The sequence below is a fragment of the Aliiglaciecola sp. CAU 1673 genome (assembly GCF_029223185.1).
Taxonomy (GTDB): domain Bacteria; phylum Pseudomonadota; class Gammaproteobacteria; order Enterobacterales; family Alteromonadaceae; genus Bowmanella.
Map to the genome: position 1 here is coordinate 163,086 of NZ_JARHUG010000005.1, position 26,450 is coordinate 189,535.

The following is a 26,450-nucleotide window of genomic DNA, read 5'->3' on the forward strand; positions in this document are numbered from 1 at the left end:
GCTCCCGGGGGAGCCGTTTTTTATTGCATCGGGTAACGCAATACAAATCTCGCACCACCAAGTGGTGAGGTTTCCACCCAACAGCTTCCGCCGTGCCACTGCTGGATGCGCCGAACGATGGCTAATCCCAACCCGGCACCACCGCGCTTTCTGTCGCGACTGTGATCAGGTCGGAAAAAGGGCTCAAAGATCTTTTGTCTGTCCGCTTCGGCGACGCCAGGCCCGTCATCATCAATCATGATGTCCAGATTGCTGCTCTCAATACGGGTCGAGACCTCAACCCTGGTCTTGGCATAGCGCAGCGCATTTTGCACAATATTCTGTAAGGCTCGCTGCACAAAATGTCCGTCAGCCAACAGCTCCATCTCTGGCACCTGATGCTCAATATGGATCCCTTCCGGGCAATTGGCCCGCATTTTTTCAGACAAGTCCGCAATCAACTCAGCCAGTGGAAGTTGAGAATAATCCATCTCAGGCGCGATAGTTTCCATACTGGTGTAATCCAGCATTTCCTGCACCAAGCGCTCAAGCTCTCCCACATCACGACCCATTCCCTGCCAAGGTTCAGAGCCGGGTTGAGGTTGTACAGCCAGAGCAAATTTAAGTCGGGATAAAGGCGTGCGTAACTCGTGGGCGACTGCACCGGTTAGCTCTCGTTGACTATGAATCAGCTGCTTTATCTGTGTGCTCAATTGGTTAAATGACTGTGCAATCCCATAAAGGGTTGAGGTAGGGCCTATTTGCAACTGCGGCAAGGTACCGTCATCTCGAAGGGAATTGGCAGCATTTCTGAGTTTTGAAAGGTCTCGCCACATCGGCCAAATCCAAAGGGACAGCAATACAGCAAGTGATGCGAAGAACAGGCTGCTGTATAGCCACAGATTGATGCCTGGGCTGTAATCCCGAACAGAGACCTGCAACAGCCTGCCATCCTGCCCACGCAGAAAGAGTTGCTGTCCCTCACTTTGATCAAACAAGGCGACAGGTTCACCTGCCTCAAGCTCTCGTTGTAAAGATGCCGGCCAGGCAATACTGCCCTTCTTCAACCACTGGGCTTTAAGCCCGGATTGCCTCAACCTTTCTGTTAATGCTTGTTGGTCATTCAGATGCGGGCGGATTAAATGTGCACTGGCCAGCATCCAGGGATCCGAGCGGGCCTCCGGCTCCAGTAACAGCTCATCCAAGATTGCAGCCAGCCCTACCAAAGACAGGACGATAAACAGATAGAAGCTGATAAATAATCGCGCCAAGTTAGGGCCGCTCCTTACGCACTATTCCCAGGCATCAGCTACAAAGAAAAATCCCTTACCCCAGATAGTTTTTATGCGCTGTGGGTTTTGCTGATTGTCCTGTAATTTCTTGCGTAGCCTGGAAATCCGTACATCGGCAGACCTGTCCAGCCCATCATATTCGCGACCAATCAGTTCCTTGTAGATACGTTCTCTGTCGACTAACTGCGAAGCGTTCTCTGCCAGCATCCATAGCAGGTCGAATTCATGGCTGGTCAGAGGGATCTGTTCCTGCCCCAGCATCACTTGTCGTGAGTTGCTGTCAATGCTCAACCGGCCGAAATGCAATCTGTGTTGTGTCTTGGTGTTTGTCGGTTTGGCACGGCGCAACAAAGCATGAATGCGGGCCAGCAATACTCTGGGTTCTACCGGCTTAATCACATAATCATCGGCGCCAAGTTCTAATCCTAGTACCTGATCAAAATTGGTGTCCCTGGCGGTCAAGAAAAGGATTGGGCCCTGATAACTTTGACGGAGCGCCCGGCATAAGGTGAATCCATCACTGCCAGGTAGCATTACATCAAGCAGGATAACATCCGGCTGATGCAGTTTTACTTGTTCCAGCAGCCCGGAACCATCGACAAACGTTTTCACTTCCAGTTGCTGTGTACGCAAAAAGTCTGCTGTCAACTGACTGAGACGCTCATCATCTTCAACCAGAAAAACCTTTGTCATCAGAATAGGCTCCAGGGGGCTCGAACCCGGCGACGCACCGGAATGAGGGCTTTGATGTCAAGGTGGCTGCTCAGTATCGGCAAATCCAGGGGATCCCGAAGGCTGATCTCAGCCGGCTCATTATATTCAACCACAACGCTGATTTGGGAGGGTATGGGAGACCAACAGGCCAATTCGGTACTCTGCAAAAACAGGCAAGCCTGAGCCGGGAAAACACCAAAAAGCTCGATGTTCAGAGGCAACTCACAGACTTCACCTAAACGTTCAACCACGCAGACTGTGGGCTTTAGCGCCCATGCCCTCTCCTGAGCAACGGCAATAGGACTCCCGCCAGCGGATATCCACAGGATCAGCAAGGCAAAAAGATCCTTTCGCTTCAAACACAACTCCCTAGAAGGTATAGGCGGCACCAACAAAAGCAGTATGCACCCAATCAGACTCAACCATTGGACTATTTGTCATGCCACTATGCAACTTGGTAACAGCGGCTTTAAACAGGAATAACCAGTCTTCTGACAAAGGTTTGCTGCCAGCGATTGAAAAACCAGGCTGCCAACCTGAACTGGCCTCGTAGCGGAGTGAGGGAGCGACTGCATCCCTGTCGTCCAAACCGTAATAATAATCGACCAAGGACTCACTCTTCCATACCAACGATGGCGCCAAACGCAGCGTCCATTCCTCCAACATCATGGTGTATCTATATCCAAGCTCCGCTTGATGCCCTTCATGTACACCACTGATATCGGTCTTTAGCGCCAAAGTCCATTCGCTGTTTTGCGCGTAAACATGAAATCGCAGGCCTGCATCTACTGCCCATCGCCGTTTGGCGATTTCATCAATGGAAACAGTTCTTTCCCCTTCCTCCTGAGGCCCTATCATGCTGACACCGGCGAGGCTATCACCAAACAGGAAGTTGCTCGGGTGTCCAAATTCGAAGAATGTTGCTTCTTTATTGAGGCTGACAAAGGTTTCCAGCGCCAAAGACGAAGAGGGGAGCCATTGATAGCCCACTTCATCATTGTCCAGGTAGAAGGCATCACCGTACCAGGCGAAATCCGGCAGGATCACCAAAGGGATAAGATCACCATCCACCAGCGGATTTGTGCGCACACCGGCACCGAGAGCCACGGCGATATGCCATTGGCGCGGCTCCAGGCAAGTGCCGTCGCGCTCACAGGCCAATGACAGTTGGCCATACAGCGCTAGCAGCGATAACAGCAAGGCTCGCGAAATCTTACTCATAACCCTATGGCATATAACGAAGTTACGTATAGCGTATCAGAGCCGCTCAACACACTCATCCAAGGATTACAATTCTTCACAAATGGGCGCAGATTGTGGCGGCTTTGACCATTTTTGTATCTTAATAAAATTCAGGATAAATTCAGCTCTGACGGATAGACTTAAGTTGTAAATCAATTGCTTGGTGGAGAGAGCAGATGAAACGAGTGCTTGCCTTCTTATTAACGGGACTGTTTGTGGCTGTCTCATGGGCAGTGCAAACGGTGTCCCGAGTGGAAATCAACTGGATTGAACCGGAAAAGTTTACTGACGTGCGTCCTTCCAATGAGTCACGTCAGCGCTTTCGCGAGCGTACTTTTGAAGACATTAAAAAGTATATGGAAAAACTGATGGGATCCCTGCCTGAAGGTCAAAAGTTACTGATGAATGTCACCGACCTGGATTTGGCAGGTCAGGTATGGCCTGGCAGCTTTGTGGGTTTAAACAGTGCTTCTGATGTGCGCCTGATCAAGCGCATTGATATTCCGAGGATGCGCTTTGATTACAAGTTATTGGATAACAGTGGCAACATCATCAAAGAAGAAACCGTGGATTTAAAAGATATGTCATTTCAGGACAAGCACAATCCACTGTTTGACTCTGAAAGCCTGCGATATGAAAAGAACATGCTAAGGGAATGGTTCCAGGAAACCTTTGAGCAAAAGTAACTCCATAACGAAAAAACCGCAGTTTAACTGCGGTTTTTTATAGCATGCGTTCAATACTTCTGTATAAGGCCGTTGCCTTTTCAGCCGTCAATCCCCCACTTTGGGCTGATTGACCCAAACTGGTAGAGACCCTTACGGATTCATTCTCCTGAGTTTCTTCTTCCTCTGCCCGCGTCGGATTTTCCGAAGGCACTTGCAGACGGTTTTCAACGCGGCCCTGCTCGGCGCGTTGCAATACCACCGCTTCGGGCGATAATTGGACCGGCTCCTGATTCGCCGCCCCGATACCAAACGCATTACTGGTGGACTCGGTGGAACCACCTGCTATTTGGCGACTGATCCCATTGTTCAGCGCCTGGGTGGTGGATATCACTGCCATACGCTTACCTCGTTACATAACAAGATAATTATGGTGCAAGGTCTCTAAAACACAAACCGGCGGTGACAGGCCAAGCCCTTATTCTCTCAAGCTTTCCTTAAATCGAGACAGGGTGGAAAAGAGCTGCTCCATTTTCTGAACCACAACGGCCAGCTTGGTTTCAAAAGGGCCCTGCTCATTCAAAGATTCTAACTCAGCAATGTCCTTGGCCAATTCTTCCACGTAAGGCTGGAACCGTTTACTGGTCACACTGAACCCGGCGTCCTGCGGAAAAATTTGCACAAATTTGCCCTGCCCAGCCTGATGCAAGCGCCCCAAGGTCTGATCGGCATCCAATGCTTTACGATAGATAACCTGGGTGTTTTCTTTGAGCTTCTCGAGAATACTGTTCTGCATAAAAAATAAAAAAATCTCTAAAGTATTTTCAATTTGGGTCGATACCCTGATGAGGAGGGGTATTTTGCCCTTTTAACCTACTTGTCACAACGAGGTAATGCTATGGAACTCAACAGCGCCAGTAGCACCAGTTTTGCCACAGAAGTGTTGGCAGCCAAACTCGCAAACAACCAACAAGAAATGGTTGCTCAGCAAGCCATGCAATTGTTGGAATCGGCGGCTGGAGCAGCACCCGCGCCGGCAAGTTTAAATCTGGGTGCCAATATTGATACCTACGCTTGATGGATGTCGGCCTTCGATAGACCCGAAGCCAGAGACACTCCGATCAAGGAAGATGCAAGTCAATCGGTGTTTTGCCGGGTTGGTTGCCAATCTCTCTGACGAGCTTAGGCACCAGATAACCCGGCAAGTGTCTTATCACCTCGGCCATGATTTCTCTGGCTTCCGATTCCAATACTTCAAAATGTGCCGCTCCCCGAACCTTATCTAAAAGATGCAGGTAATAGGGCAGAACACCGGCATTGAACAGCGCTTCTGACAACGCTACCTGATCTTCAGCAGTATCGTTGATACCCCTTAGCAACACAGCCTGATTAAGCAAAGTCACTCCCGCTTGCCTAAGCTTGTGCATGGCCGCCTTCACTTGCTCGTCTATCTCCTTGGCGTGATTGATATGTACGACCATCACCGGTTTCAAGCGACTAGTGGTAAACCAATCCAGCAATTCGTCGGTAATCCGGGTTGGGATAACTACCGGCAAGCGGGTATGAATCCGGACACGACGTACATGAGGAATGGCTTCTATCGAGCGGGTTAACCAGGCCAAGAATTCATCCTTGGCCATCAGAGGATCTCCACCAGAATAAATCACTTCATCGATTCTCTCGTCAGCGGCAATATAGTCCAATGCCTGCTGCCAACCGGCCCTGGAGGGGGTATTGTCGCCATAAGGAAAATGACGGCGGAAGCAATAACGGCAATTGACTGCGCACCCCCCACGCACAATCATTAAAACGCGGCTCTGGTACTTGTGCAGTACCCCTGGTACGGCGCTTTCCTGCTCTTCCAGAGGGTCCGTGCTAAAGCCCGGTGCGGCTAGAAATTCCTCTGTGGCAGTAAACACCTGGCGGAACAGAGGGTCATTTCTGTCCCCCTTGACCATGCGTGCGGCAAAGGGGCGAGGTACCCTCATAGGAAACAGACGCCGGGCCTGAATGTCGGCAGCAAATTCAACGGGGTCAAAGCCCAGATACTGTAAAAAAACCGCAGGATCGGTGAAGACTTCGGCCAATTCTTTTTGCCATGAAGTCTCTACAGGATCGATTATTTTAGGTATCATCTGCGCCAATACTGTGCTCATAGTTCGAACGAGGAAAAGATGGCATTTTACAGCACAAACGAATTTAAAGCTGGACTAAAAATCATGCTGGACGGCGAGCCCTGCAACGTATTGGAAAACGAATACGTCAAGCCAGGTAAGGGACAGGCCTTTAACCGCGTTAAGATCCGCAAGCTGATTTCCGGCAAAGTGCTGGAGAAAACCTTCAAATCAGGTGACACCGTTGAAGGCGCCGATGTAATGGATCTGGAAATGGCTTACCTCTATAACGATGGTGAGTTTTGGCATTTCATGAACAATACCAGCTTCGAACAGCTTGCTGCTGATAAAGCTGCGGTGGGTGACAACGCCAAATGGCTGGCCGAGAATGATGTGGTTATTCTCACACTGTGGAACGGTGCCCCGATCACCGTGACCCCACCTAACTTTGTTGAGCTGGAAATCGTAGAAACTGATCCAGGCGTTAAAGGTGACACCGCGGGTACTGGTGGTAAGCCAGCAACCCTGAGCACTGGTGCAGTAGTACGTGTACCCTTGTTCGTTCAGCAAGGTGAAGTGATTAAAGTCGATACCCGTAGCGGCGAATACGTTTCCCGCGTGCAGAAGTAAGGGCGTTTTAATCCTAAAAGCCCACCTCGGTGGGCTTTTTTTATCCCGGTAATTTATGAACTCTCTCAATTGGCAACCAACAGCATCCATCGATAATCTGCGCCGAAGGGCACAGCTTCTGGCCGACATTCGTCGTTTTTTTGCTGAACGCAATGTGATGGAAGTGGAAACGCCGGCACTCTCCCAAGCCACGGTAACCGATGAGCATCTGCATTGCTTTAGCACCGAATTTATCGGACCAGGCGCGGCCAATGGCAAGATCCTTTATCTGCAAACCTCTCCGGAATACGCCATGAAGCGACTGCTTGCCGCCGGCAGCGGTGCTATCTATCAGTTGGCCAAAGCCTATCGAAACGAAGAAGCAGGACGTTTTCATAATCCAGAATTCACTATGCTGGAATGGTACCGTCCTGGCTTTGACCACTTTGCCCTGATGCAGGAACTGGATGAACTGGTGCAACAGTTACTGCACTGCGGGCCTGCCACCCAAATCACTTATCAGCAGGCCTTTATTCAGCATCTGGGGTTAGATCCGCTCATCGCCGATCTCAGTATGCTAAGAAACGCCGCAATCCAGCTTGGCCATGGCGAACTGGCAGCCAATGAAAATGACTGCGACACCCTGCTACAGCTACTTTTCTGTGATGGGGTGGAGCCACATATCGGTGCAGAGGCCCCCTGCTTCGTCTATGACTTTCCGGCCAGTCAGGCTTCCCTGGCGAAGCTGAATCCTGAAGATCCCCGGGTAGCACAGCGTTTTGAGCTGTACTTTAAACAGCTGGAACTGGCCAACGGTTTTCATGAGTTGGATGATCCCACTGAACAAAAGGCCAGGTTCGAGAGAGATAACCAAAAGCGAATTGCCGCAGGTCGCCCTCCCAGACCTATTGATCCCTATTTGCTGGCAGCGCTTGAAGCTGGCCTTCCACCTTGTGCTGGCGTGGCGGTGGGCGTTGATCGACTGATGATGCTGGCCATGGACGCCGAGCAGATTAAAGATGTATTAAGTTTTTCGGTGGATAACGCCTAAACATGAAACTGAATCAGGCACAGAATGAAGCCGTAACCTATATCTCTGGTCCCTGCCTGGTGCTTGCCGGTGCCGGAAGTGGCAAAACCCGCGTCATCACCAATAAAATTGCTTATTTGGTGCGCGAATGCGATATGCCGGCACGCTATATTGCTGCCGTGACCTTTACCAATAAAGCCGCCCGAGAGATGAAAGAACGAGTGGCGCAGACCCTTGGGAAGCAAGAGGCGCGCGGCCTCAAGGTATCCACTTTCCACACGCTGGGGCTGAATATCATCAAGTCGGAGGTCAAAACCCTGGGCTTCAAACCCGGCTTTTCCCTGTTCGATGACAAGGACAGCATGGCGTTGCTCAAAGATTTGACTGCACACAGTTTGGATGGCGACAAGGACCAGTTGGCCTTACTGCAAAGCTGCATCTCCAACTGGAAGAATGATCTGATCCTGCCGGAACAACTGGCCCGTCAGGCGGGATCCGCCGGCGAAAAAGAATTTGCCGAATACTACAAACGATACCAGGAACATCTTCGCGCCTATAACGCCCTGGATTTTGACGATCTTATTCTGCTACCCACCCTGCTGTTGCGCCACAAAGAAGAAGTCAGGCAGAAGTGGCAAAACAAAATCCGTTACCTACTGGTCGATGAATACCAGGATACCAACACCAGTCAGTATGAGCTGGTCAAGCTCTTGGTCGGCGAACGTGCACGTTTTACCGTGGTTGGAGATGACGATCAGTCCATCTACTCCTGGCGTGGCGCCAGACCGCAAAACCTGGTGCTACTCAAAGAAGACTTCCCGGGGCTTCGGGTAGTCAAACTGGAGCAAAATTACCGCTCGTCAGGTCGTATACTGCATAGCGCCAACATCCTCATCCAAAATAACCCTCACGTATTTGAGAAAAAGCTTTTCTCTGAGTTGGGCTACGGCGAGCCGTTAAAGATCCTGATGGCCAAAAATGAAGAGCATGAGGCAGAGCGGGTGGTGGCCGAGCTAATGGCCCATAAGTTTATGAACGGCACCCAGCACCGCGATTACGCCATTTTGTATCGCGGTAACCATCAATCCAGATTGTTTGAAAAAGTGCTGACCAGCAACCGTATTCCCTACAAAATCAGCGGGGGCATGTCCTTCTTCGGACGCACCGAAGTCAAGGACATCATGGCTTACCTGCGTTTGCTGGTGAATCAGGATGATGACAACGCGCTACTGCGTGTGATCAATACCCCAAGTCGGGGCATTGGCCGTGCCACCCTGGAAAAACTGGGCAACTTTGCCAATGAATTGCATGAGTCCCTGTTTGCCGCAGCCTGCCATGCCCAATTACACAACGTATTGTCGGGGAAAGCCTTGGAAGCAGTGCAGGGTTTCTCACGCTGGTTGGTTGAGCTGTCTGACAATGCCGTGCGCGGCGACACAGTGCAAAGTATCCGCGAAATGATTAAGTCTATGGGTTACGAAGAGTGGCTGTATGAGACCAGTGCCAGCCCCAAAGCAGCAGAGATGGCCATGGGCAATATCAGCACCCTGTTTCGCTGGATCCAGGATATGCTCGAGGGCAATGAACTGGATCCCCCCATGACCTTGCAGGAAGTGGTCAACCGCTTGATCTTAAGAGATATGATGGAGCGTGGTGAAGACGGCGACGATAGCGACCAGGTACAGCTAATGACGCTGCATGCGTCCAAAGGCCTGGAATTTCCCTATGTGTTTATGGTGGGCATGGAAGAGGGCTTATTGCCTCATCAGAGCAGCATAGACGAAGACAACATCGAAGAAGAGCGCCGTCTGGCTTATGTTGGTATTACCCGGGCCCAGCGTGAGTTGATTTTCACACTCGCCAAAGAACGCAGGCAGTATGGTGAGGTAATGAATCCTGAACCCAGCCGTTTCCTGCATGAATTACCCCAGGACGATCTTGTGTGGGAGCATAAAAAAGTGAAGGACAGCGCCGAAGTCAGACAGAAAAAAGGCGAAGTGGGGATAGCTAATCTGCGCAGTTTGCTTAAGAAGTAAGCTTAGTCTTAAAGCGCCTGCCGGCTCGGCTCTGGGATATAGTCCAGAAGAGGGCGAGAAGGTGCAACGTAAGCCCCCTGGATCAGTTCACAACCGATGTCCAAAAGCGCATCCAATTGCTCTTTATTCTGAATACCTTCGGCGATCAGTTGAAAGCCCAAATGCTCGGCAATGCTGAGTACCGATTGGATCATTTTCAGGTTTTTGCTGGAGCGCGGCAGACTCTTGATAAAGCGGTGATCGATTTTCACATAATCGAATGGATAGGAATAAAGATAGCTCAGCGAAGCAAGCCCACTGCCGAAGTTGTCCAGCACCAGGGTTATCCCCGCCTTCTTCAAATGCTTAAGGGCCGGAAGCACATGCTGCGAACGTCTGTTGAGGGCATTTTCATCGAATTCCAGCACCAACTGTGATGGCTCTACCCCGGCCTCGGCAATTTGCTCAAGTAGTTGATCAACCAACTTCTTCTGAATCAGATGGTTAATGGAAAGGTTCAATGCCACCTTGGTACCAACTGGAAAATCAGACGCCCCCATTTGTGCGGCATTAAGAAGCTGGCAGGCCTTATCCAGCATAAAGCGGTCCATTTCGATGGTCAGACCGCTATGCTCTGCCACTTGCCAGAACTGCTCGCGCTTCACCTTCCCCAAGGTAGGATGCAGCCAACGCACATAGCATTCCAGGTAAATCCATTGCTTGTTAATGATGTTCGTGGCCGGCTGACAATAGCATTCAAACAGCCCTTCTTTGAGCATATGACGGAACTGATTCTCCAGTTCCAACTCTTCCAACAGGCGCTCGCGCATACTGGTATCGAAACTGATATAGCGCCCTCTGCCCAATGCCTTGGCCTGATACATTGCAGCATCGGCATCGCGAATGACTTCTTCGGCACTACCATACCAGCTCTGCACAAAAGCAATGCCGATACTCGCGCCGGAATACATCTCTTTGTCATCTAACATGTAGGGCTTGGACAGTAGCTCGATAATGCGGGAAGCGACTTCCTCGGCATCCTCTTCCTGCTCCAGGCTATCCAGCAGAATCACAAATTCATCACCACCCAGACGGGCCAGCAGATCATGACCTCGGATACATTCAGCGATGCGCTTGGACACTTCTATCAAGAACATATCGCCGGCATGGTGACCGATGGTATCGTTGATAAGCTTGAACCTGTCCAGGTCGATAAAAAGTACGGCAAAGTTGTTTTCCGGATGGCGTCTTTTATTGGCAACCGCTAATTCCAAGCGATTGCTGAACATCACCCGGTTAGGCAAATCGGTCAGGGCATCATGATGCGCATCATGGATAAGCTTGAGCTCAATCTCTTTACGCTCTTCTATTTGCTTCTTCAGGTGCTGGTTGGTTTTGTACAGCTCTTCGGTGCGCTCCTTTACTTTGTCTGCGAGTTGCTGACTGTATTCCTGCAACGCATCGGCAGCACGTTTTCGCTCCATGGCCACAGCAATATGGTGCGAAACAAACTTTAAAAGCTCCAAGTCTTTAAGACTATATGTCTTTTTGTTGTCGTAAGTTTGTACCGCAACAATACCGACAATTTCACCTTTCACGACCAATGGTGAACCCAGCCAACTATTAGAGCGCTCTTTCATGCGCTCGCTCACAGCGGGATCCAGCATGCCTTGTGCCACTAATTCCTGCGCGCGAATAGCATCGATTAACGCTGCCTGGCCACTGTCTATAACGTATTCGGTAAGTCCCTTACTAACGGGACGCGGCGCAGCGGTTTTATCTTTCTCGTCACTAAAATAAGGAAAGACCAGGTTCTGTCTTTGATCATCTAACAGCGCAATGTAACAGTTCGGTGCACTCAATAGCCGGGCAAGTACACCATGCAGGCTGGCATAAAAGACTTCCATATCCTGCTCCACCCTGGCGGAGAGTTCTGAAATCTCAAACAGCGCCTGTTGCAGCGATTCAATTTTTTGTCTTTCTTGGATCTCTTCCTGCAGTTCCTGGTTTATCTGACGAAGCTGACGGGTACGATCACGAATGGTTTTCTCGGTTATTTCCCTGTTTTTGACACGATCCAGCGCATTGACAATATGCTGGGAAACGAAGAGCAAAAGCTCCAGATCCTTGTCACTGTAGCGGATGGCGTCGTCATAGCTCTGAACTACCATGGCGCCAATCACCTGTGCACCGCGTTTTAGCGGTACACCAATCCAATCCACTGCATCGGCGCCCAGGTTTTCAATACCAAGTCCCTGGGTTGTTTCTTTGAAATTTTCCTTGGTAAGAAACAGAGAGTTGCCACTTCGCAGAATATACCCAGTCAGGCCGCTCATCAGCTTGGCAGCAGGCATCTGGCGCACCATCAGCTCATCGAATTGATCCACAAAGTAGACAAATTCCACCACTTCGCCGCTTTGATCAAACATAGCGACGAAAAAGTTTTGGGCATTCATCATGCCGGCGATAATTTCGTGAATGGCGGGGTAAAGGCGGCTTAGCTCACTAACAGAATTGGCGAGTTCAGAAATATCAAACAGGGCTTTTTGCAATGCCTCTGCCTGCTTGTATTTTTCGGTAAGCTGCTGAAGCTGAGGTACCAGAGCCCTAAGCTCTTCGGCACTCATGGCATCAGCGCTCGAAATGGCCGCCATATCGTCTCATTATTGCTGGAAAGCTGTCTCTTTACAGCACAACTGCTTAAAGGTTATCCGATTCAAATTAACCTAATTTAAACAAAAAAACCACCAAAAAGGTGGTCTTTTCGACGTCTAAAAGACTCTGATTATTAGGCGCTTACACGCCCTCGATCATATGTTCGATAGCCGCTTTGATTTCATCATCTGAACAGCTGCTGCAGGTACCACGAGGAGGCATTGCATTGAAACCATCCAGTGCATGTTGCAGCAAGGTATCCATACCCTTTTCCAGACGTTCTTTCCATGCAGGATCAGCGACTTTTGGTGCACCGAGTACACCAGGACCGTGGCAAGCGATACAGGAACTGCCGTAAACATCGGCACCTGAGCGAGCACCACCGGCTGTGGATGCTGTTTGCGCCTCAGCACCAGCAACGCGCACCTGACCAACGGGCTTGATACGTTCCTTAATGGCTTCATTTGAGTTGTCAGCTTGCTGAGCAGCCTGACCAGCCAAAGCCAAAGCCAAAGATAACCCCGCTAACAAAGTAATCATTCTTAGTTTCACAAGCGCACTCCCGCTCTTCATCTGAAATTTGGGTCTAAAGGCGTATGATTATAAAGGTTATTAACGCACCGACAACCATTTATCACCGATACTATTAACGCTATAGATTTCACTAACCTATCCTCCTGCCAGAACAAGCAGAGCAAGCATTCCAGGGACCGGTAGGATTGATTTAGACATTGAGTTAAGGCATAGTACGCCGCCTTCGCAGATAAGTTCATGTCTAAATGAATGCATGGCGAAGATAGCTCGCGCAAATACGCTCTCGTGGTGAAATGGATATCACGTGGCCCTCCGGAGGCCAAGTTATAGGTTCGATCCCTATCGAGAGCGCCAGCCCCAAAAGACTTTTATAGATAGCGATTACTAACATATCACAATCGGTGACCATATGGTGACCATAAGTGGTCAGGCCAACACTGTTAGCCTCCAGTCAGAGCTATCATTCATAATCATCTGATGTTCAGATATTTCATACTTCTCAAACAAATTCCAGTTTAAAAAATTAGTCGCTGTTGTGGTGGGTAGTGTTGTAAAACATTAGGCATCCTTGTCCAGCGAACTGTCCCGGTAATCAGCAACTCTAGTCTATGTTCTGTTTAAATTCTCAAGGCGACAAATTGATTACTCGGGCCTTCCGATATAAGTTCAAGGTTAGAATTATTTGAGACAACGTAGGGTAAAGGCCGGTTAAGTGAGAAAGGAAACAGCACAGGTAGTGACTGCAGACTGGGAACTGCTAGGGGCTTGCCGGCGTAGCGGACAGCAGCTTCGGTCAGCCAAGCAGCCAGCGCATCGTTATCGATACTCGTCTGTGGCAAGCGAATGATGCGCTTGCCTTTTTTGACCCGTTCCACGGCGCCCCAGCTCGTCTGGCTTTGAATAACCATGTTGGTCATGCGCCGGGTCCCTTCGCGCTCTCCGTAGGTTTCGCTCATCCGGCGATGCACCTCGACGGACGCGCAGTCGCCCTGAATGGCGGACAGCCTGCCTACCAGCTCAGCCACCTTGCCAAAGAACGGGTAGGTCGCCACGGACATGCCCCAGCACAGCGCGGCGACCGGAATGTCCGGCTGCGTCCTGTGAATGGCCACTCCACGATCCGCGTAATCGACCAGTTCGGCGCGTGGTTCCAGCCACAGCCGATTCAATACGGTGCGTGTTTTCTTCTTGGCTTCTACACCAAGCTCGGCTGCATCAAGCAGTGCATTCAGATCATCTAGCCCAGCCACGCCCGCACGAATATTCAGTGCCGCAGCCGCCCAATCAAGCTGAATGAACCGATCAAAGCCTATTTTTGGGGCTGATGAATTCATTCGGAACCAATCACATAACTGACTTTCACAAAGGGCACGATCAACTCTTCAACCGACACCCCGCCATGGACCACCACCTGCTCGCCCTCCGGCACAAAGGCGGTTCGTCCGCCTGCGAATAGGGGCATGAAGTTCGCGGGTAGTCCAGCGATGTCCAACCTCACTGTGGTGGGATAGGCCGCAGCGGAATCGGCCACCAGCGGTTCACTCCGGTAGACCCGCACGCGCTCACCGCGCGTCTCGGCAATGACGCCCTGGTTGGGTCTGCCGACGCCGGTGGACTCCACGTTGCCGTGGTCCGCCGTGAGATAGATATTATAACCCTTGTCCAGCAGCAGCGAGAACAGCCGATCGACGAAACCGGTTGTCAGCCAGTTGCCGATCCACATCGCCACGTCTTTCTTCGATCGCTCCTTGTGGAGCCGATCATCCACCTCATCGATGACCAGGCCCACCACCTTCGGGCACCGGTCGTTCAAGTCCGCCTCAAGCGCATCCAGTTGCTCAATCTGGCGCAGCGCGCGTCGGTACATCACTTCATTCGTGTTGACGCCTTCGTTCTGCCAGAACGTCTTCCACAAGGATTCCTCCTTGTCCGTCCGGTCGATGGAGTCGTCGAACTCACGAGGTTTCAGACCGGAGAACAGCGCCTGCCGCGACACCGATGTCACGGTCGGCAGCCATGCAAACGCGGTTCCCTCATCGAACGCGAATCGTTTCGTGGTGGAGATCAGGCGCTCGCGGATCTGAACCCATTGGTCGAAGGCCAGTCCGTCGAATACCAGCAGAGCCACCTTGGTTTCCCCTGCGGATCGCCGATGGCGCAAAAAGCGCGGCACGTGGTGGACCATCACCGGGCCTTTGGTTACCGGCTGTAGAATCAGGTCGGCATAGTGCTTGGCTGCGACCCAGGCTTGCAGATGCTCGTCCGATTGCGCCTGCAAGGTCTTGAGCCGCTCCCGAATCACTGGCAGGTGTTCGCTGCCTTCCGTGCCAGGCAGGCCGTGCGTGCGGGCCAGGATCTCACCGTAGCGCTTGGCGAACTCGCTCCAGTCCTTGTGCGAAGAAGCTTCCGTTGGGGTCGTCTCGATCAGGCCATTAATGCCTTTGAGCACCAAAGCCTGCAACGCCGCCGGGTCTTGAACGATCCCCGCCTTGATCCAGCTCGGCATCCCCGCCGGGACGCTGTGCACTGCCAGCGGATGCAAGCTGCCGTCGAGGAACATGGAGTCGACCAGTACCTGCACATCGGAATGCTCGAACGGGATCTCGATCTTGGCGACGTAGTCTGGCGGTGGCGGTTCGCCCGTGCGCATGCCATCGAGCCCCAGGGTATTGAGGTAGCGATACCACGCATCCTGCACCACGCGCAGCAGCGTGCTCTTCGATGCCAGCCATGTGGCGACAGGCTGGTCGGCGAACAATCCCTTTCCTTGAACGATGCCTGCCGCGTGCTGAGCAAACAGGGGCGGCAGCGAGCGGTTGGCAAAGTGCATCCGCAGCAACTCGCGCCAGAAGTCCACGGGGTTGCGAATAGATCTCGGCGCCAGTTGGTAGACGTGTTCGAGGATGAAGTCCTTGGACTCGTTCTCGCCGCGCACGGACTGGAGTTCGGTCTGATGGGAATGAAACAGCCCGGCAAGATGCTCCGGCTCGACTTGTTGCACGGCGCTGTAAGCCAGCTTGGGGAACAAATCGGCAAGGCTGAGGCGCACCACACGCCCGTGATGCACGATGTCCCATGGCAACGCATTCGCGTCGGTGCTGCGCAGATGCAAAACCAGCGAGGGCGCTGGTCCTTGCTCACCTCGATCCCATGCCGCGCGGTAGCGCTCCTCGTACTCAGCGCGGAAGGCAAACGGGTCTTCGTACAGCATCAGCTCAAAGCCACGATCGCGTAGCTTGGTCAACAGCTTCTCGTCGAGCAACACATCATCAGGGTCGCACGCCACCCACAGCCGGGTGAGGTCGGCCGTGAACTGGCTTAGGATGCGGTCCGTCCAAAGGCTCATGCATCACCTCCGACGCGCACCATCATCACGGCATTCAAATCCGGCACGCTGGCTTCCATGTCATCGAGGGCGGCCATGCGTGCCTCGTGTTCTTGTAGCAGTCGCTTGCGCCGATGCTCACGCACGGCGGGCAGGCCAATTCGTCCAATGGCCTGGCCTCGGGCCTCGAACGCATACACCGCACGCTCACGTTCCTCCTTCAGCCGGGCGAGGTGTTCGGTCAGCAGTTCGGTGAAGATCCGTTCACCCTGTGTACTGGCGGAGGCATGGGATGCCTCGAACCACTTCGCTGACTCCTCGGCACCGGTGACGGCATACACGTCCACCGTTTCAGTGAGCATCAGATCCCAGACGCGCTTCGCGGTCGGCACAAAGGGGCGGCCTTCCTCGTTGATGAACACCGGCAGGAAACGCTTCCGGCTCAATCCCTCAGCCGCCAGGCTGATCTCCCACAGCGACCAGATGCCGCGTACCGAATCCGGCAAGCCGGTCACGCGGATCACCGGCAGCGGCTGCCCGGCGACAAAGCGCGGCAGCTCACTGATCACCGCCCGGGCACGTGGGTCTTCCATCGTGACCCATTCCAACTCCGGGTTCTCATCCGCCGTGCGGGCGTCAAAGCAAGCCTGTGCCGACTCGCTGCCGTCTGCCCATTTCACCCGCCACGCATTGCCCACCTTGGTGGCCGAGCCACCACGGGCGGCCAGCCCGCTGGTGATGGCACGCTCCAGCCAGAACTGCGCCGGGTGGTCACGCCACTTGCGGGCATCGTCGGCGTCCAGATCGTGCTCGGTAGTGAGCAGGTCGCTGTTCTTCTTCGACTCTGCCAGGGTGGATCGCAGTTGCGACACCACCGCGTCGCATTCCTGTTCGATGGCGTCCGGGTTCTGCAGACCGTGCACGAACAGCTCGTCGAAGATCGGGTCCGCTTCGACCGAATCCATCACGTCGGCCGCCTTGTCAACGCCAAACTCCTGCGCGATAACCTCCAGCTTTTCCTCCAGCACCTGGCGCACGCGGTGCTCCACGGTGTCTTCAAGAACGAAGTTGATGGCGCGCACCACGTGCTTCTGCCCAATGCGGTCCACCCGGCCAATGCGCTGCTCGATCCGCATCGGGTTCCACGGCATGTCGAAGTTGACGATGACGTGGCAGAACTGCAGGTTCAGACCTTCGCCACCGGCGTCCGTCGAGATCAGCACGCGCACATCCTTGGAGAACGCCTGCTGCGCACGCGTGCGAGCTTCCAGGTCCATGCTGCCGTTGAGCGTCTTCACCGAGAAGCCACGGCTCTCCAGGTAGTCGGCCAGCATCGCTTGCGTGGGCACGAACTCGGTGAAGATCAGCACCTTCAGCGCCGGGTCGCCTTCCTCTTGCTGCAGCTTGTAGATCAGCTCCAGCAATGCCTCGGCCTTGGCATCGGTGCCAGCGGCCTCGGTTTCCCGCGCCAGATCCAGCAGCATCTCGACTTCAGACTTCTCCAGCTCCCAACCGCTGGACTGCATCGCCAGCTCCACCTGGGACTGACCGTCCAGGTCCGCCCACTCCTCAAAGCTGGTGTTCTCGAACAGGTTGGCCTGCGGCTGCGGTGCTTCAAGCAGAGCCTGGCGCTTATCCAGCGTGGTGCGGATGGCTGCCGTGCTGGAAGTCACCAGCCGCTGCATCAGGATCATCAAGAAGCCGATGTGGCGCTGCTTGGCCGCCATAGCCTGGTTGTAGCCGTGGCGCACATAGTCGGTCACCGCCTCGTACAGGCGCTGCTGCGAACCGTGGCGTGCCTGCCAGGCAACGGCCTGCAGCCGGGTGACGCGCGGCTTGAACAGCGGCTGGCCTTCGGCATTGATGGACACACGCTTCTCGGTGCGGATCACGAAGGGCCGAACCCGGTCGCGGCTGACGCTGCTCTCGTCCGGGAAGGCTTCGCGGTCCAGCAACTGCATCAGCCGCATGAACTGGTCGGTCTTGCCCTGGTGCGGTGTGGCCGACAGCAGCAACAGATAGGGCGAGGCTTCGGCCAGTGCCGCGCCCAGCTTGTAGCGGGCCACCTGCTCGGTGCTGCCGCCCATACGGTGAGCCTCGTCGATGATGACCAGATCCCACGATGCCGAGATCAGGTCCTCGAAGCGCTCGCGGTTATAGGTATTGAGTTGCTCCAGGCTCCAGCCGCGACGTCCTTCCAGCGGCTTCACCGAGTCCAGCGAACAGATCACCTGGTCGTGCATGCGCCACAGGTTTTCTTCCTCGCCCGCGCCGCCGCTGCGCCACTGGCGGAAGGCTGCCAGCTCGGACGGCTCGATGAACTGGAACTTCTCGCCGAAGTGCAGGCGCATTTCAGCCTGCCACTGGCGCACCAGCCCCTTGGGCGCCACCACCAGGATGCGCTTCACCCGGCCACGCAACTTCAATTCGCGCAGCACCAGGCCAGCCTCGATGGTCTTGCCGAGGCCTACCTCATCGGCCAGCAGGTAACGGATGCAGTCACGACTGATCGCACGGTTCAGCGCATAGAGCTGATGCGGCAGCGGTACTACGCTGGACTGGATCGGCGCCAACAGCAGGTTGTCCTCCAGCGCATCCAGCAGCTTGGCTGCTGCCGTGGTGTGCAGGATCTGCTCCACGCTCGGGCGCACGCTTTCCAGCGCATCAAGGTCAGCTGCCCGAGCGCGCACCACCGCGTCCTTAGCCGGCAGCCAGACGCGGTAGGCGACCTCGCCCCACACGTCCTGGCGCTCGATCACGCGGCACGGCGATGCCTGCCGGGTGAACCAGCACCAGTCGCCGATGGTGAAGTCACGCTCAGCTTGCGTCATCGAGCGACCTCATCGCGTAGTGCTTTGCCTTGTTCAGTCAGGCGATAGCGCTGCTTGCTGCTGTTAGGCTTGTCAGGGACGGTCATTTCGACAAGGTTCAATGCCAGCAAGGGCTTCAGCACTACATCGCGAAACTTGCTCCTGTTGCTGCGTCCGACCCACTGCATCAAGGTGGCTACATCGTGTTCATCGGTCATCTGGGCTAACACTGTGTGCTGCTCAACACTTAGTCCCAACTTGGTCCCGACTTGACCCCCACTTAGTCCCGACTTGGTCCCAGCTTGATCCTTGGCCTGCGCTTGCGCCTCTTGGGCAAAGCGCTGACGGATCGCTTCGCGGGCCTGAAACTGCGTATCACTAAGCTGATCGAGCAACTGTTGCCGCACCAGATGGTCGGCCACCGCCCGGGCCTGCTGGGTGGTGCCGATACCAAGGCTGCGGATCGCCGTAAGGGTGAGCGGCTCGGCCTCTGGCAGTGACAGCGCCAACGCCAGCGCATCGGCCTGCTCGGGCGTCAAATTGGTTCCCAGAGTTTCACGGAAGCGCCGCATGGCATCGGTGATCAAGGGCTTGTTGATCAGCACCAGCTCAAATTCCTTGCGCGCCTTGTCGTTCTTCAGCCGTGGTGGCGTACGCCCCAGCTCATGCCAGTTTCGGAAGATGGCGCGAATACCGGTACCTGCCTGATCCGACAGACCAATGCGGCGAAATGCCTTCACGATGGCCGGGTTGCGCACTTCCTTTTCGGTCGGGTCAAGCAACTCGGCTTCGGTTGCGAAGGCATCGCCGGGGTTCCAGAACACCGTGCGGTCGGTAAACAGCTTGATCGATGCCTTGCGCCCGTGGTCGCCGTAGTCCTGGTGGATCAGCAGGTTGATGGCCGCCTCGCGGAAGGCTACATAGTCGGGCGGATCATCGTTGCGGCGCAGCGTGGTCGGGTCGAGCGAGAACGGATGCTCGGCAACTCGCATATAGCGCGCCACCAAGCCTTGCCAGGTCTGAAAGATGTTCTCCTCGAATACATAGCGGTCGTGCCAGCGCTGCTCGGCCGACCACTGATCAAAAACCGTGTCGATGCGCTGATAGTCCAGCACCGGCCTGGGCAGGATCTGGCGCACGAAACGGCCAGTGCCAAACAGCAACACACCCGCACGAGTGGGGTGCAGCGTGCCACCTTGCTCAACCACAAAATTCCAGTTCAACAGAAAAGCTATCGGATCGGTGATTTCGGCATGCTCGGGGTTGCGGCGGGCAAACTGCGCCTGGTACCACTTGACGGTCTCCAGATCGAAGCAGGACTCCGCAGTAAGCTCGGCCAGCACCGCGCCGTCGTAGCGATCCTGTGCCGCATCGCGCAGAAAGCGCTCCAGCTCACTTTGTGTGCATTGTTCGTCGCCCGCGCCACGTCGAATATAGCTCTGCCGCGGATCACCCTTGAGGTAGACCGGCTTTTCAGAACGCGGCAGCTCAGGCACATGGAACGCAAAGACATGTTTACCGTCGACATCAACGCGATGGGCATCAACGGCAATGACCCGGTTGAGCTTCTGCCCCCCACGTAACACGGCAAGAAAGTCATTCTGAACCTTGTCAGGCTCTTCGACGCCGGTCACCTCCAGCCCGCCATTCACCTCACTGACGCCAAATACCAACCAGCCACCCGCCGTATTGGCAAAGGCCGAAACGGTTTTATAGGCATCCTCCGGCACGCCGCGCTGGGCGCGCTTGCACTCAAAATCGTTCCACTCGATTCCGTTCAGCCGAGCCAGCAATTCGTCCTGATTCACACTTTTTTCCCCACCTCGGTCATCAAATACCGTCCTCGGTACGGGTCAGCGCCAGATCATAGAGGGTGAGCAGTTTCTCATCTTCCTGTAAAGTCGTTTCAGGCAACTTGTTGGCAATATCGATTATGCTTTGGTAGTCCTTGGCTGCCCATGCCGCGCGGAAACCGGCGCGTAGCACCTCAAGGCGCGATTCCTTGATCTTGCGACCTGTGAACGCCTTGTAGGTCTCGAATTCCTTGAGCAGCGCCTTCTCGCGCTTCTTCTCCAGGTCCTGCGCCTTGTTCGGGTCGGGCACGTACCAGCGATCCTTGGCCCTGGACCTCATCACTGGGTGACTTTTATCGAGCCCACGACAGTCGTGGAAGTTCTTGGATAAATAGTTGGAAATCTGATTTGGAACGTCACCGTCGCCGTCATATCGCAGGAAGTTGTCTTCAAGGAGATCGTCCAGCTCCGGAATGATCTCGCCCTTGCGCTTGGCCGACCCGATCTGCGGAATGTACTCGGGGTGAATCTCCGATCGAGTCGATGGGCGCTTGAGCAGGAAGTTGGTCAGCCAGTCGATGGCGCTACGTTCGTCAGAAACGAACAACTCCGCTTGCTTCACCTGCGGTATGCGCGACCGCGCCTTTTCGTACTCGACCAGCTGTTCGGGCAAGAACACCATGCCGTCCATCTCGCGGAAACGAACGGGTAGTTCAGCCAAAAACTCCGGCGTCGAGATTGGCACCATCGCGCCGTGGCGGATGAACCAAGACGCCATGCGGTCGTAGATGCGACGAGGGTCGCGCTCTACGATGTTCAGAAGCTCCTGCGGGTACCCAGACGTGACTTTCACGGCAGGCAGCTGCTTCAAGTGCGTCTGCACGAAGTCCCAAGCCGAATCCACGGTCGGGCCATCGCGATTGAATCTGTCTTCGAGGCCGCCATTTGGCTTGTACGCAGAGATCACCAAATCCTGCTTCACTGCCGTGGTCGACGTGACCTGCCGGTAGCTACCCTGCACCTTGTCGAGCGCAGTAACCTCCGCCACTACGAATCCAGCTTGCTGCAATGCCACCTGTATGGCGTTCCATACTGCTGCTTTACTGTTGGAGAAGACCACCGTCATCCAGCGTCCGGGCTTGAGGACGCGGTAATACTCGGCGAAGCAGCGCTGCATCAGGTGCTGGTATTCCGGAAGCGCCTTATTCTTGAATTTATCGACAATGGCTTCCGGCTTCGCATCCGTGACCACTCCGTGCCACGCCTCGACAAGGAAATTTAGGTCAGCGTAGTAAATGTTCTCTCCGAACGGCGGGTCGGTGAAAACGTAATCAATACTCTGGTCACGAAGGGGTAATCCAGCAGCGGTTCCGGTGTTGATCGCTGCGTAATTTGGTGCAGTCCTGTAGGCGCCAAATGCCTTTATCAAGCGATCAAGCTTCCCACTAAGGTTGTACTGTGGGCTGCACTCCGCGTGTTGCGACGCTACGTAGTAGACGCCGTTAAGTGCACGATTCACCTGTGAGAAGTGGGACGGACTGTATCTATTTAGAACCGAGAAACCCCAGATCGATTGTTCAATGAAGAACAAGAGCATTTCGCGAATACGTTTATCCGGATGCGCGTTGGCCTTTGTCCACAAAGCAGCAAGGGCGTGCCCAGCACGAGGCAAAAAAAAGTGGTGGACGCTCGAAAAGCCCTTCGGCTCGATTCGCGAGCCGTGATACATCTGCTCAATAGGAAAGCGAACTGTAGGCATACCGGCCGGCAGCGGCATTGCATCGATCTTTGCCAAAACAGCCAGATCGTCTTGGTCGACCTGTTTTTCTCGCCGAACCCCTCCCGCAACATAAGACATCACTGACGGACGAAACTTAACGCGCTTCCATGTTTCGCCAGTCGCAGGGTCGACTCGAGACTCGAGAACCCGGTCAAGGTTGTCTTTGTTCACGTCTGCTCCGCAGTGCGGACAAGGAAAGGTGTCCCTTACTCTCTTACTGTCCTCGTCTAGGGCCTCGTCGATGAAGTTGATTTCACCTGCGCAATGCGGGCACGTGAAAACCTCACTCCAGACCGTGAATTCGACTCTGCCTTTGGTTTTGCCGTCCGTGTGCGTCGTCTCATACATCCAGCCAATTTCCTGCTCAACTTCCTTAAGCAGTTGTTTTCCGGCCTTGGCAAATGCGTCTACGTCGAACGGCAGGTTGTAGTTAGCTGCGATAAAGGTGGCTGCTGGCGACAGGTCATTCAGGATGACGCGCCGAGCACCCCATTTAGGTACTAACTTACCTTGCTTCTTCCATTCGGTTTCCAATTCATGCCGATAGGATGATGGTGCCGATCCGCACCACTGGGCAGCTACACCGGTCATGCCAGAGCCACCAAAGCCGTCGAGCACGATGTCACCTGGCTCCGTGTAATGCAGGATGGACGGGACGATCGCGAGGTGCGGCACCTTGGTGTGATACGAATGCGCCTTGTAAAGCTGATCTGTCTTGCCGACCGAGACGTCGATGGTCTGCGGCTCGCGGCTGTACTTCACGCTGGGGTCGTAAGGCTTGCCGTAGTGACGCACGAAGTCTTCAAGGAAGGGGTTCGGGCATGCGGTGTAGTAAGGTGGGTCCGACATCGCGAGAATCGCCTCGTCTGTACCCTGCGGAAATCCCTCGATCTTGCGGAACGCCGGATCTTTCAGCTTCTCGGCCAGCAGCTTGGTGAAGTGCTCGCGTCGGGCTTGCTCGCTGGGAAATGTCTGGCCAAGGCATTCGACCGGGCCTGTCTTGGCAGCGTGGTTTTGGAAAAGATCACTCATTAAACTTCTTCCGTTCTGGTCAGCGCGAGGTCATAGAGGGTGAGTAGCTTCTCGTCCTCTTGCAGCGCTTCATCGGGCACCTTCTTCGCGATATCGATGATCGTCTGGTAATCCTTGGCGGCCCATGCCGCGTGGAAGCCTGCACGAAGCGCCTCCAGTCGGAACTCCTTCAGACGCCGGCCAGTAAAGGCACGGTATTGGTCAAACTCCTTGAGCAGCGCCTTCTCGCGCTTCTTCTCCAAGTCCTGTGCTTTGTTCGGGTCGGGCACGTACCAGCGATCCTTGGCCTTGGCCACCAGTGCAGGGCTGTTCTTGTCCAGCCCGCGAAGATCCTTGTAGTTGGTCGAGAGATAACTATGAATCTGGCTCGGAACCTCACCCGTGCCGTCGTACTCGATAAAGTTATCTTCGAGTAAGGCGGAAAGCTCTGGCTTTGATTCGTGCTTTTTCCAACCTGCACCCAACTGGCTGATGAAATCAGTATGAATCTCCTGATATGTTGAAGGTCGCCGCTTCAAGAAATCTGCCAACCAATCAATTGCGCTGCGCTCATCGGAAACGAACATTTCCATCTGAGGCGCGACTGCGACTTGCATCCTTTTCTTGTCATATTCAGAAACCTGATCAGGCAGAAAAATCATCCCATCCCGCTCAACAAAGCGCTGCAACAGGCCTGCCTGAAATTCATGCGTGGACATGGGAACCGGGACATTGTGCCGAATAAACCACGCAACCATTCGATCGAAGATAATCCTCGGATCTCGCTCAGCTATGAACTCCAAACTGCCATTTCGTACCTTTACGGTTGGTAGATAACTCAAATGGGTTCGAACAAAGTCCCAAACTGAGTCCTCTGTCCCGCCGGAGGATGCAAATCTATTCTCAAGTCCACCATTAGGTTTATATGCAGAAATAACAAGATCTTGCTTGACTGCAATGGTTGAAATGTAGGCGTTGATACTTCCCTGCTTCTTATCGAGCGCCGAGACATTAGCAACAATGAACCCGGCCTCAGATATGGCAGTTTGAATATTATTCCAAACCGAAGCCTTCGTATTAGAGAACTCCACAGTCATCCAACGACCTGGCTTCAGAATGCGATAGGCCTCCTTGAAACAAGTCGTCATTATTTGACGGTACTCGTTGGCACCTTTTCCCTGAATGTCGTTTTCAATGGCTTCTGTCTTATTGTTCGTGCGCACCTTTAGCCATGCTTCCCAGAGGAAGCTCATTTCCGAATAATTGATATTTGCGCCGAAAGGCGGATCAATAAAAACATAGTCCAAAGAGTTGGAATCAATATCCAAGACTGATGTCGATGACGTACCAATCGCAACGTTCTCAATCTTTCCTACATTGACAAATGCCGAAGATGACCTCGAAGAAATCTGCGGAAATATAGGGACTTCGCTGTGAATTGAGGGGCAATAGAGTGTTCCCGTTCTTTCCTTTCCTACCCAGCCGCCCCGATTCTGTCCTTTAAGCGCAGCGAAATAATTCGACATAAGCGGCGCACAGAGTTGAGTTGACTTGTACATCATGGATGTGAACAAAAACTTCAGCTCTGGCGAATCGGCTCGACTCCAGCACGCCGCTAGCGTCCATAAATTTCTTTTGTAGAAGAAATGGTGGACATGCGTAATCCCGTGGGAAAACTTAGGCTGCCTAGTGTTAAAACCGTCTGGCAACTCGTCTGTTGGAACCCAATAGGGAATATCTTTCTCTTCTATCTTTTCGAGTAACTCGAAATCGCCCAGGTCTGGTTTCTTGTTATACCGTCGCCCATTAAAAGTGTAATTAATTAGCACCGGGATCTGTTTCGCATGTTTGATGGTCTGACCGATTAATCGGTCGTGTTTCGTGATCCAGACTCGCTCAAGCGCTTTCTTATTTAGATTCTTTGAGCAATGAGGACAATCAAATCGCTCTCTGACCTCGCCAGCATCCGAGTCAACTGCTACATTCCAAAAGACTATCTCCCCTGCACACTCCGGGCAGTTAAAAACATCCGACCAAAGAGCGTAATTAATCTGCCCCTTCGATATACCATCCGTATGAGAAGTCTCATAAAGCCAGGCGCACTCTGCTCTTACATCGTCATATATCTTCTTAACCTTTGCTTCGAATGCAATTGGGTCTGACCCGGAATTGAAGTTGTGCGCAAGAAATGTTGCAGCTGGCGCGAGATCATTTAGGATCGCTTTGCGAGCGCCAATTTTTGAAAATTTCTCCCACTTTGTTTCGCCCTGTTCGTTCCGGGTCTCTCCAAAAATATCCCCGTTACCATCTACCCTGTAGCCGAGGGATTGAACTGCGGATTGGTCACCACACAGCTGGGCAGCAACCCCAGCCATCCCGGTTCCAGAGAAGCCATCAAATACGAGATCGCCAGGGTTTGTGTAATGAAGGATGTACCGCATTACAGCTTTTGGCGGAACCTTGGTGTGATAGCTGTGAGCGTTACATATCGGGTCATTTCGACCTTCGCTAACATCGGCTGCAAACGGCTCTTTGCTGTACGGAACAGACGAGTCATAAGGCTTGCCATAGTGCCGGACAAAGTCCCCGATAAACGGATTTGGACACGCCGTGTAGTACGGCGGATCAGATAGAGCCAGAATTGCCTCATCTGTACCCTGGGGAAAGCCTTCGATCTTCCGGAACGCAGGGTCCTTGAGTTTCTCAGCAAGCAGCTTCAGGTAGTGCTCGCGGCGAGCCTCATCGCTAGGGAAGGTTTGCCCGAGGCATTCAACCGGGCCGGATTTGGCCGCGTGGTTCTGGAAAAGATCACTCATCAGTCGTTCCTCAAATTCTTGTTGTCATCGCCTTCTCGCCAGCGCCGACTCTTGGTTCTCATCCAC

The 26,450-nt window shown here is 53.7% G+C and carries 20 protein-coding genes and 1 tRNA gene; 6 read left to right on the plus strand and 15 right to left on the minus strand.

The genetic code is table 11. The features are described from left to right. Window positions 1-20: 20 nt before the first annotated feature. Genes P2G88_RS06535 through P2G88_RS06550 form a run of 4 tightly spaced genes read right to left on the minus strand, consistent with a single transcriptional unit; the run spans window position 21 to window position 3,206 of the window. Window positions 21-1,250: an ATP-binding protein gene (locus P2G88_RS06535; protein WP_275794992.1), complete on the minus strand. Its 1,230-nt coding sequence runs from the start codon at window positions 1,248-1,250 to the stop codon at window positions 21-23. Between the two features lie 21 nt (window positions 1,251-1,271). Next, on the minus strand, window positions 1,272-1,964 hold the full coding sequence (locus P2G88_RS06540) for a response regulator (RefSeq protein ID WP_275794993.1): 693 nt from the start codon (window positions 1,962-1,964) through the stop codon (window positions 1,272-1,274). Beyond that, window positions 1,964-2,344, minus strand: a complete 381-nt coding sequence (locus P2G88_RS06545; RefSeq protein ID WP_275794994.1) for a DUF3019 domain-containing protein — start codon at window positions 2,342-2,344, stop codon at window positions 1,964-1,966. The genes P2G88_RS06540 and P2G88_RS06545 overlap by 1 nt, the downstream gene beginning before the upstream one ends. 10 nt (window positions 2,345-2,354) lie before the next feature. Continuing rightward, window positions 2,355-3,206: a MipA/OmpV family protein gene (locus tag P2G88_RS06550; protein WP_275794995.1), complete on the minus strand. Its 852-nt coding sequence runs from the start codon at window positions 3,204-3,206 to the stop codon at window positions 2,355-2,357. 197 nt (window positions 3,207-3,403) lie between these two features. Between P2G88_RS06550 and P2G88_RS06555 the strand changes: the two genes are divergently transcribed. Further along, entirely contained in the window at window positions 3,404-3,913 is a 510-nt protein-coding gene (locus P2G88_RS06555) for a DUF3016 domain-containing protein (protein WP_275794996.1), read from the plus strand. 37 nt (window positions 3,914-3,950) lie between these two features. Here the strand turns inward: P2G88_RS06555 and P2G88_RS06560 are convergent, their stop codons facing one another. Together P2G88_RS06560 and P2G88_RS06565 are read right to left on the minus strand one after the other, a co-directional pair. Then, complete coding sequence (locus P2G88_RS06560) at window positions 3,951-4,292, minus strand: hypothetical protein (protein ID WP_275794997.1); 342 nt, start codon at window positions 4,290-4,292, stop codon at window positions 3,951-3,953. A gap of 78 nt (window positions 4,293-4,370) precedes the next feature. Beyond that, window positions 4,371-4,688: a hypothetical protein gene (locus P2G88_RS06565; protein WP_275794998.1), complete on the minus strand. Its 318-nt coding sequence runs from the start codon at window positions 4,686-4,688 to the stop codon at window positions 4,371-4,373. Window positions 4,689-4,790: 102 nt separating this feature from the next. Here P2G88_RS06565 and P2G88_RS06570 point away from each other — a divergent pair, with 102 nt between their 5' ends. After that, entirely contained in the window at window positions 4,791-4,970 is a 180-nt protein-coding gene (locus P2G88_RS06570) for a hypothetical protein (protein ID WP_275795000.1), read from the plus strand. A 43-nt stretch (window positions 4,971-5,013) separates the two neighbouring features. Here P2G88_RS06570 and epmB read toward each other — a convergent pair whose 3' ends face one another. Further along, window positions 5,014-6,036: an EF-P beta-lysylation protein EpmB gene (epmB, locus tag P2G88_RS06575; protein ID WP_275795078.1), complete on the minus strand. Its 1,023-nt coding sequence runs from the start codon at window positions 6,034-6,036 to the stop codon at window positions 5,014-5,016. 30 nt (window positions 6,037-6,066) lie between these two features. On the opposite strand from epmB, the gene efp reads away from it, so the two are divergent. From efp to rep, 3 genes are read left to right on the plus strand one after another with little or no spacing between them, the layout of a single operon-like run. Next, complete coding sequence (efp, locus tag P2G88_RS06580) at window positions 6,067-6,636, plus strand: elongation factor P (RefSeq protein WP_275795001.1); 570 nt, start codon at window positions 6,067-6,069, stop codon at window positions 6,634-6,636. A 55-nt stretch (window positions 6,637-6,691) separates the two neighbouring features. Further along, on the plus strand, window positions 6,692-7,666 hold the full coding sequence (gene epmA / locus P2G88_RS06585; RefSeq protein WP_275795002.1) for an elongation factor P--(R)-beta-lysine ligase: 975 nt from the start codon (window positions 6,692-6,694) through the stop codon (window positions 7,664-7,666). Between the two features lie 2 nt (window positions 7,667-7,668). After that, on the plus strand, window positions 7,669-9,681 hold the full coding sequence (gene rep, locus P2G88_RS06590) for a DNA helicase Rep (protein ID WP_275795003.1): 2,013 nt from the start codon (window positions 7,669-7,671) through the stop codon (window positions 9,679-9,681). 8 nt (window positions 9,682-9,689) lie between these two features. On the opposite strand, the gene P2G88_RS06595 is transcribed toward rep, so the two are convergent. Beyond that, window positions 9,690-12,314 carry an EAL domain-containing protein gene (locus P2G88_RS06595; RefSeq protein ID WP_275795004.1) on the minus strand — a complete coding sequence of 875 codons (2,625 nt, stop codon included), beginning with the start codon at window positions 12,312-12,314 and terminating at the stop codon, window positions 9,690-9,692. A gap of 142 nt (window positions 12,315-12,456) precedes the next feature. Beyond that, on the minus strand, window positions 12,457-12,855 hold the full coding sequence (locus tag P2G88_RS06600) for a cytochrome c5 family protein (protein WP_275795079.1): 399 nt from the start codon (window positions 12,853-12,855) through the stop codon (window positions 12,457-12,459). 273 nt (window positions 12,856-13,128) lie between these two features. Here P2G88_RS06600 and P2G88_RS06605 point away from each other — a divergent pair. After that, window positions 13,129-13,203: transfer RNA gene (locus tag P2G88_RS06605), tRNA-Arg, on the plus strand. Between the two features lie 263 nt (window positions 13,204-13,466). Here P2G88_RS06605 and P2G88_RS06610 read toward each other — a convergent pair. Genes P2G88_RS06610 through P2G88_RS06635 form a run of 6 tightly spaced genes read right to left on the minus strand, consistent with a single transcriptional unit; the run spans window position 13,467 to window position 26,384 of the window. Beyond that, window positions 13,467-14,183: a hypothetical protein gene (locus P2G88_RS06610; protein WP_275795005.1), complete on the minus strand. Its 717-nt coding sequence runs from the start codon at window positions 14,181-14,183 to the stop codon at window positions 13,467-13,469. Then, window positions 14,180-16,195, minus strand: coding sequence for a BREX-3 system phosphatase PglZ (gene pglZ, locus P2G88_RS06615; protein ID WP_275795006.1), 2,016 nt, complete (start codon window positions 16,193-16,195; stop codon window positions 14,180-14,182). Before pglZ ends, P2G88_RS06610 begins: the two co-directional genes overlap by 4 nt. After that, window positions 16,192-19,005 carry a helicase-related protein gene (locus tag P2G88_RS06620; RefSeq protein WP_275795008.1) on the minus strand — a complete coding sequence of 938 codons (2,814 nt, stop codon included), beginning with the start codon at window positions 19,003-19,005 and terminating at the stop codon, window positions 16,192-16,194. The genes pglZ and P2G88_RS06620 overlap by 4 nt, the downstream gene beginning before the upstream one ends. After that, window positions 19,002-20,792, minus strand: coding sequence for an RNA-binding domain-containing protein (locus tag P2G88_RS06625; protein ID WP_275795009.1), 1,791 nt, complete (start codon window positions 20,790-20,792; stop codon window positions 19,002-19,004). The genes P2G88_RS06620 and P2G88_RS06625 overlap by 4 nt, the downstream gene beginning before the upstream one ends. Before the next feature lie 22 nt (window positions 20,793-20,814). Further along, a complete protein-coding gene (locus tag P2G88_RS06630) occupies window positions 20,815-23,589 on the minus strand; it encodes a DNA methyltransferase (RefSeq protein WP_275795010.1) in 2,775 nt (924 codons plus the stop codon). Next, window positions 23,589-26,384, minus strand: a complete 2,796-nt coding sequence (locus P2G88_RS06635) for a DNA methyltransferase (protein WP_275795011.1) — start codon at window positions 26,382-26,384, stop codon at window positions 23,589-23,591. Before P2G88_RS06635 ends, P2G88_RS06630 begins: the two co-directional genes overlap by 1 nt. Window positions 26,385-26,450: the final 66 nt, after the last annotated feature.

Excerpts from the sequence above, each read along its gene's own strand:
- P2G88_RS06565 (WP_275794998.1), bottom strand. The coding sequence starts at position 4,688 with ATGCAGAACAGTATTCTCGAGAAGCTCAAAGAAAACACCCAGGTTATC.
- P2G88_RS06610 (WP_275795005.1), bottom strand. The coding sequence starts at position 14,183 with ATGAATTCATCAGCCCCAAAAATAGGCTTTGATCGGTTCATTCAGCTT.
- efp (WP_275795001.1), top strand. The coding sequence starts at position 6,067 with ATGGCATTTTACAGCACAAACGAATTTAAAGCTGGACTAAAAATCATG.
- pglZ (WP_275795006.1), bottom strand. The coding sequence starts at position 16,195 with ATGAGCCTTTGGACGGACCGCATCCTAAGCCAGTTCACGGCCGACCTC.
- P2G88_RS06550 (WP_275794995.1), bottom strand. The coding sequence starts at position 3,206 with ATGAGTAAGATTTCGCGAGCCTTGCTGTTATCGCTGCTAGCGCTGTAT.
- P2G88_RS06570 (WP_275795000.1), top strand. The coding sequence starts at position 4,791 with ATGGAACTCAACAGCGCCAGTAGCACCAGTTTTGCCACAGAAGTGTTG.
- P2G88_RS06560 (WP_275794997.1), bottom strand. The coding sequence starts at position 4,292 with ATGGCAGTGATATCCACCACCCAGGCGCTGAACAATGGGATCAGTCGC.
- P2G88_RS06635 (WP_275795011.1), bottom strand. The coding sequence starts at position 26,384 with ATGAGTGATCTTTTCCAGAACCACGCGGCCAAATCCGGCCCGGTTGAA.
- P2G88_RS06595 (WP_275795004.1), bottom strand. The coding sequence starts at position 12,314 with ATGGCGGCCATTTCGAGCGCTGATGCCATGAGTGCCGAAGAGCTTAGG.
- rep (WP_275795003.1), top strand. The coding sequence starts at position 7,669 with ATGAAACTGAATCAGGCACAGAATGAAGCCGTAACCTATATCTCTGGT.
- P2G88_RS06600 (WP_275795079.1), bottom strand. The coding sequence starts at position 12,855 with ATGATTACTTTGTTAGCGGGGTTATCTTTGGCTTTGGCTTTGGCTGGT.
- epmA (WP_275795002.1), top strand. The coding sequence starts at position 6,692 with ATGAACTCTCTCAATTGGCAACCAACAGCATCCATCGATAATCTGCGC.
- P2G88_RS06555 (WP_275794996.1), top strand. The coding sequence starts at position 3,404 with ATGAAACGAGTGCTTGCCTTCTTATTAACGGGACTGTTTGTGGCTGTC.
- P2G88_RS06540 (WP_275794993.1), bottom strand. The coding sequence starts at position 1,964 with ATGACAAAGGTTTTTCTGGTTGAAGATGATGAGCGTCTCAGTCAGTTG.
- P2G88_RS06630 (WP_275795010.1), bottom strand. The coding sequence starts at position 23,589 with ATGAGTGATCTTTTCCAAAACCACGCTGCCAAGACAGGCCCGGTCGAA.
- P2G88_RS06620 (WP_275795008.1), bottom strand. The coding sequence starts at position 19,005 with ATGACGCAAGCTGAGCGTGACTTCACCATCGGCGACTGGTGCTGGTTC.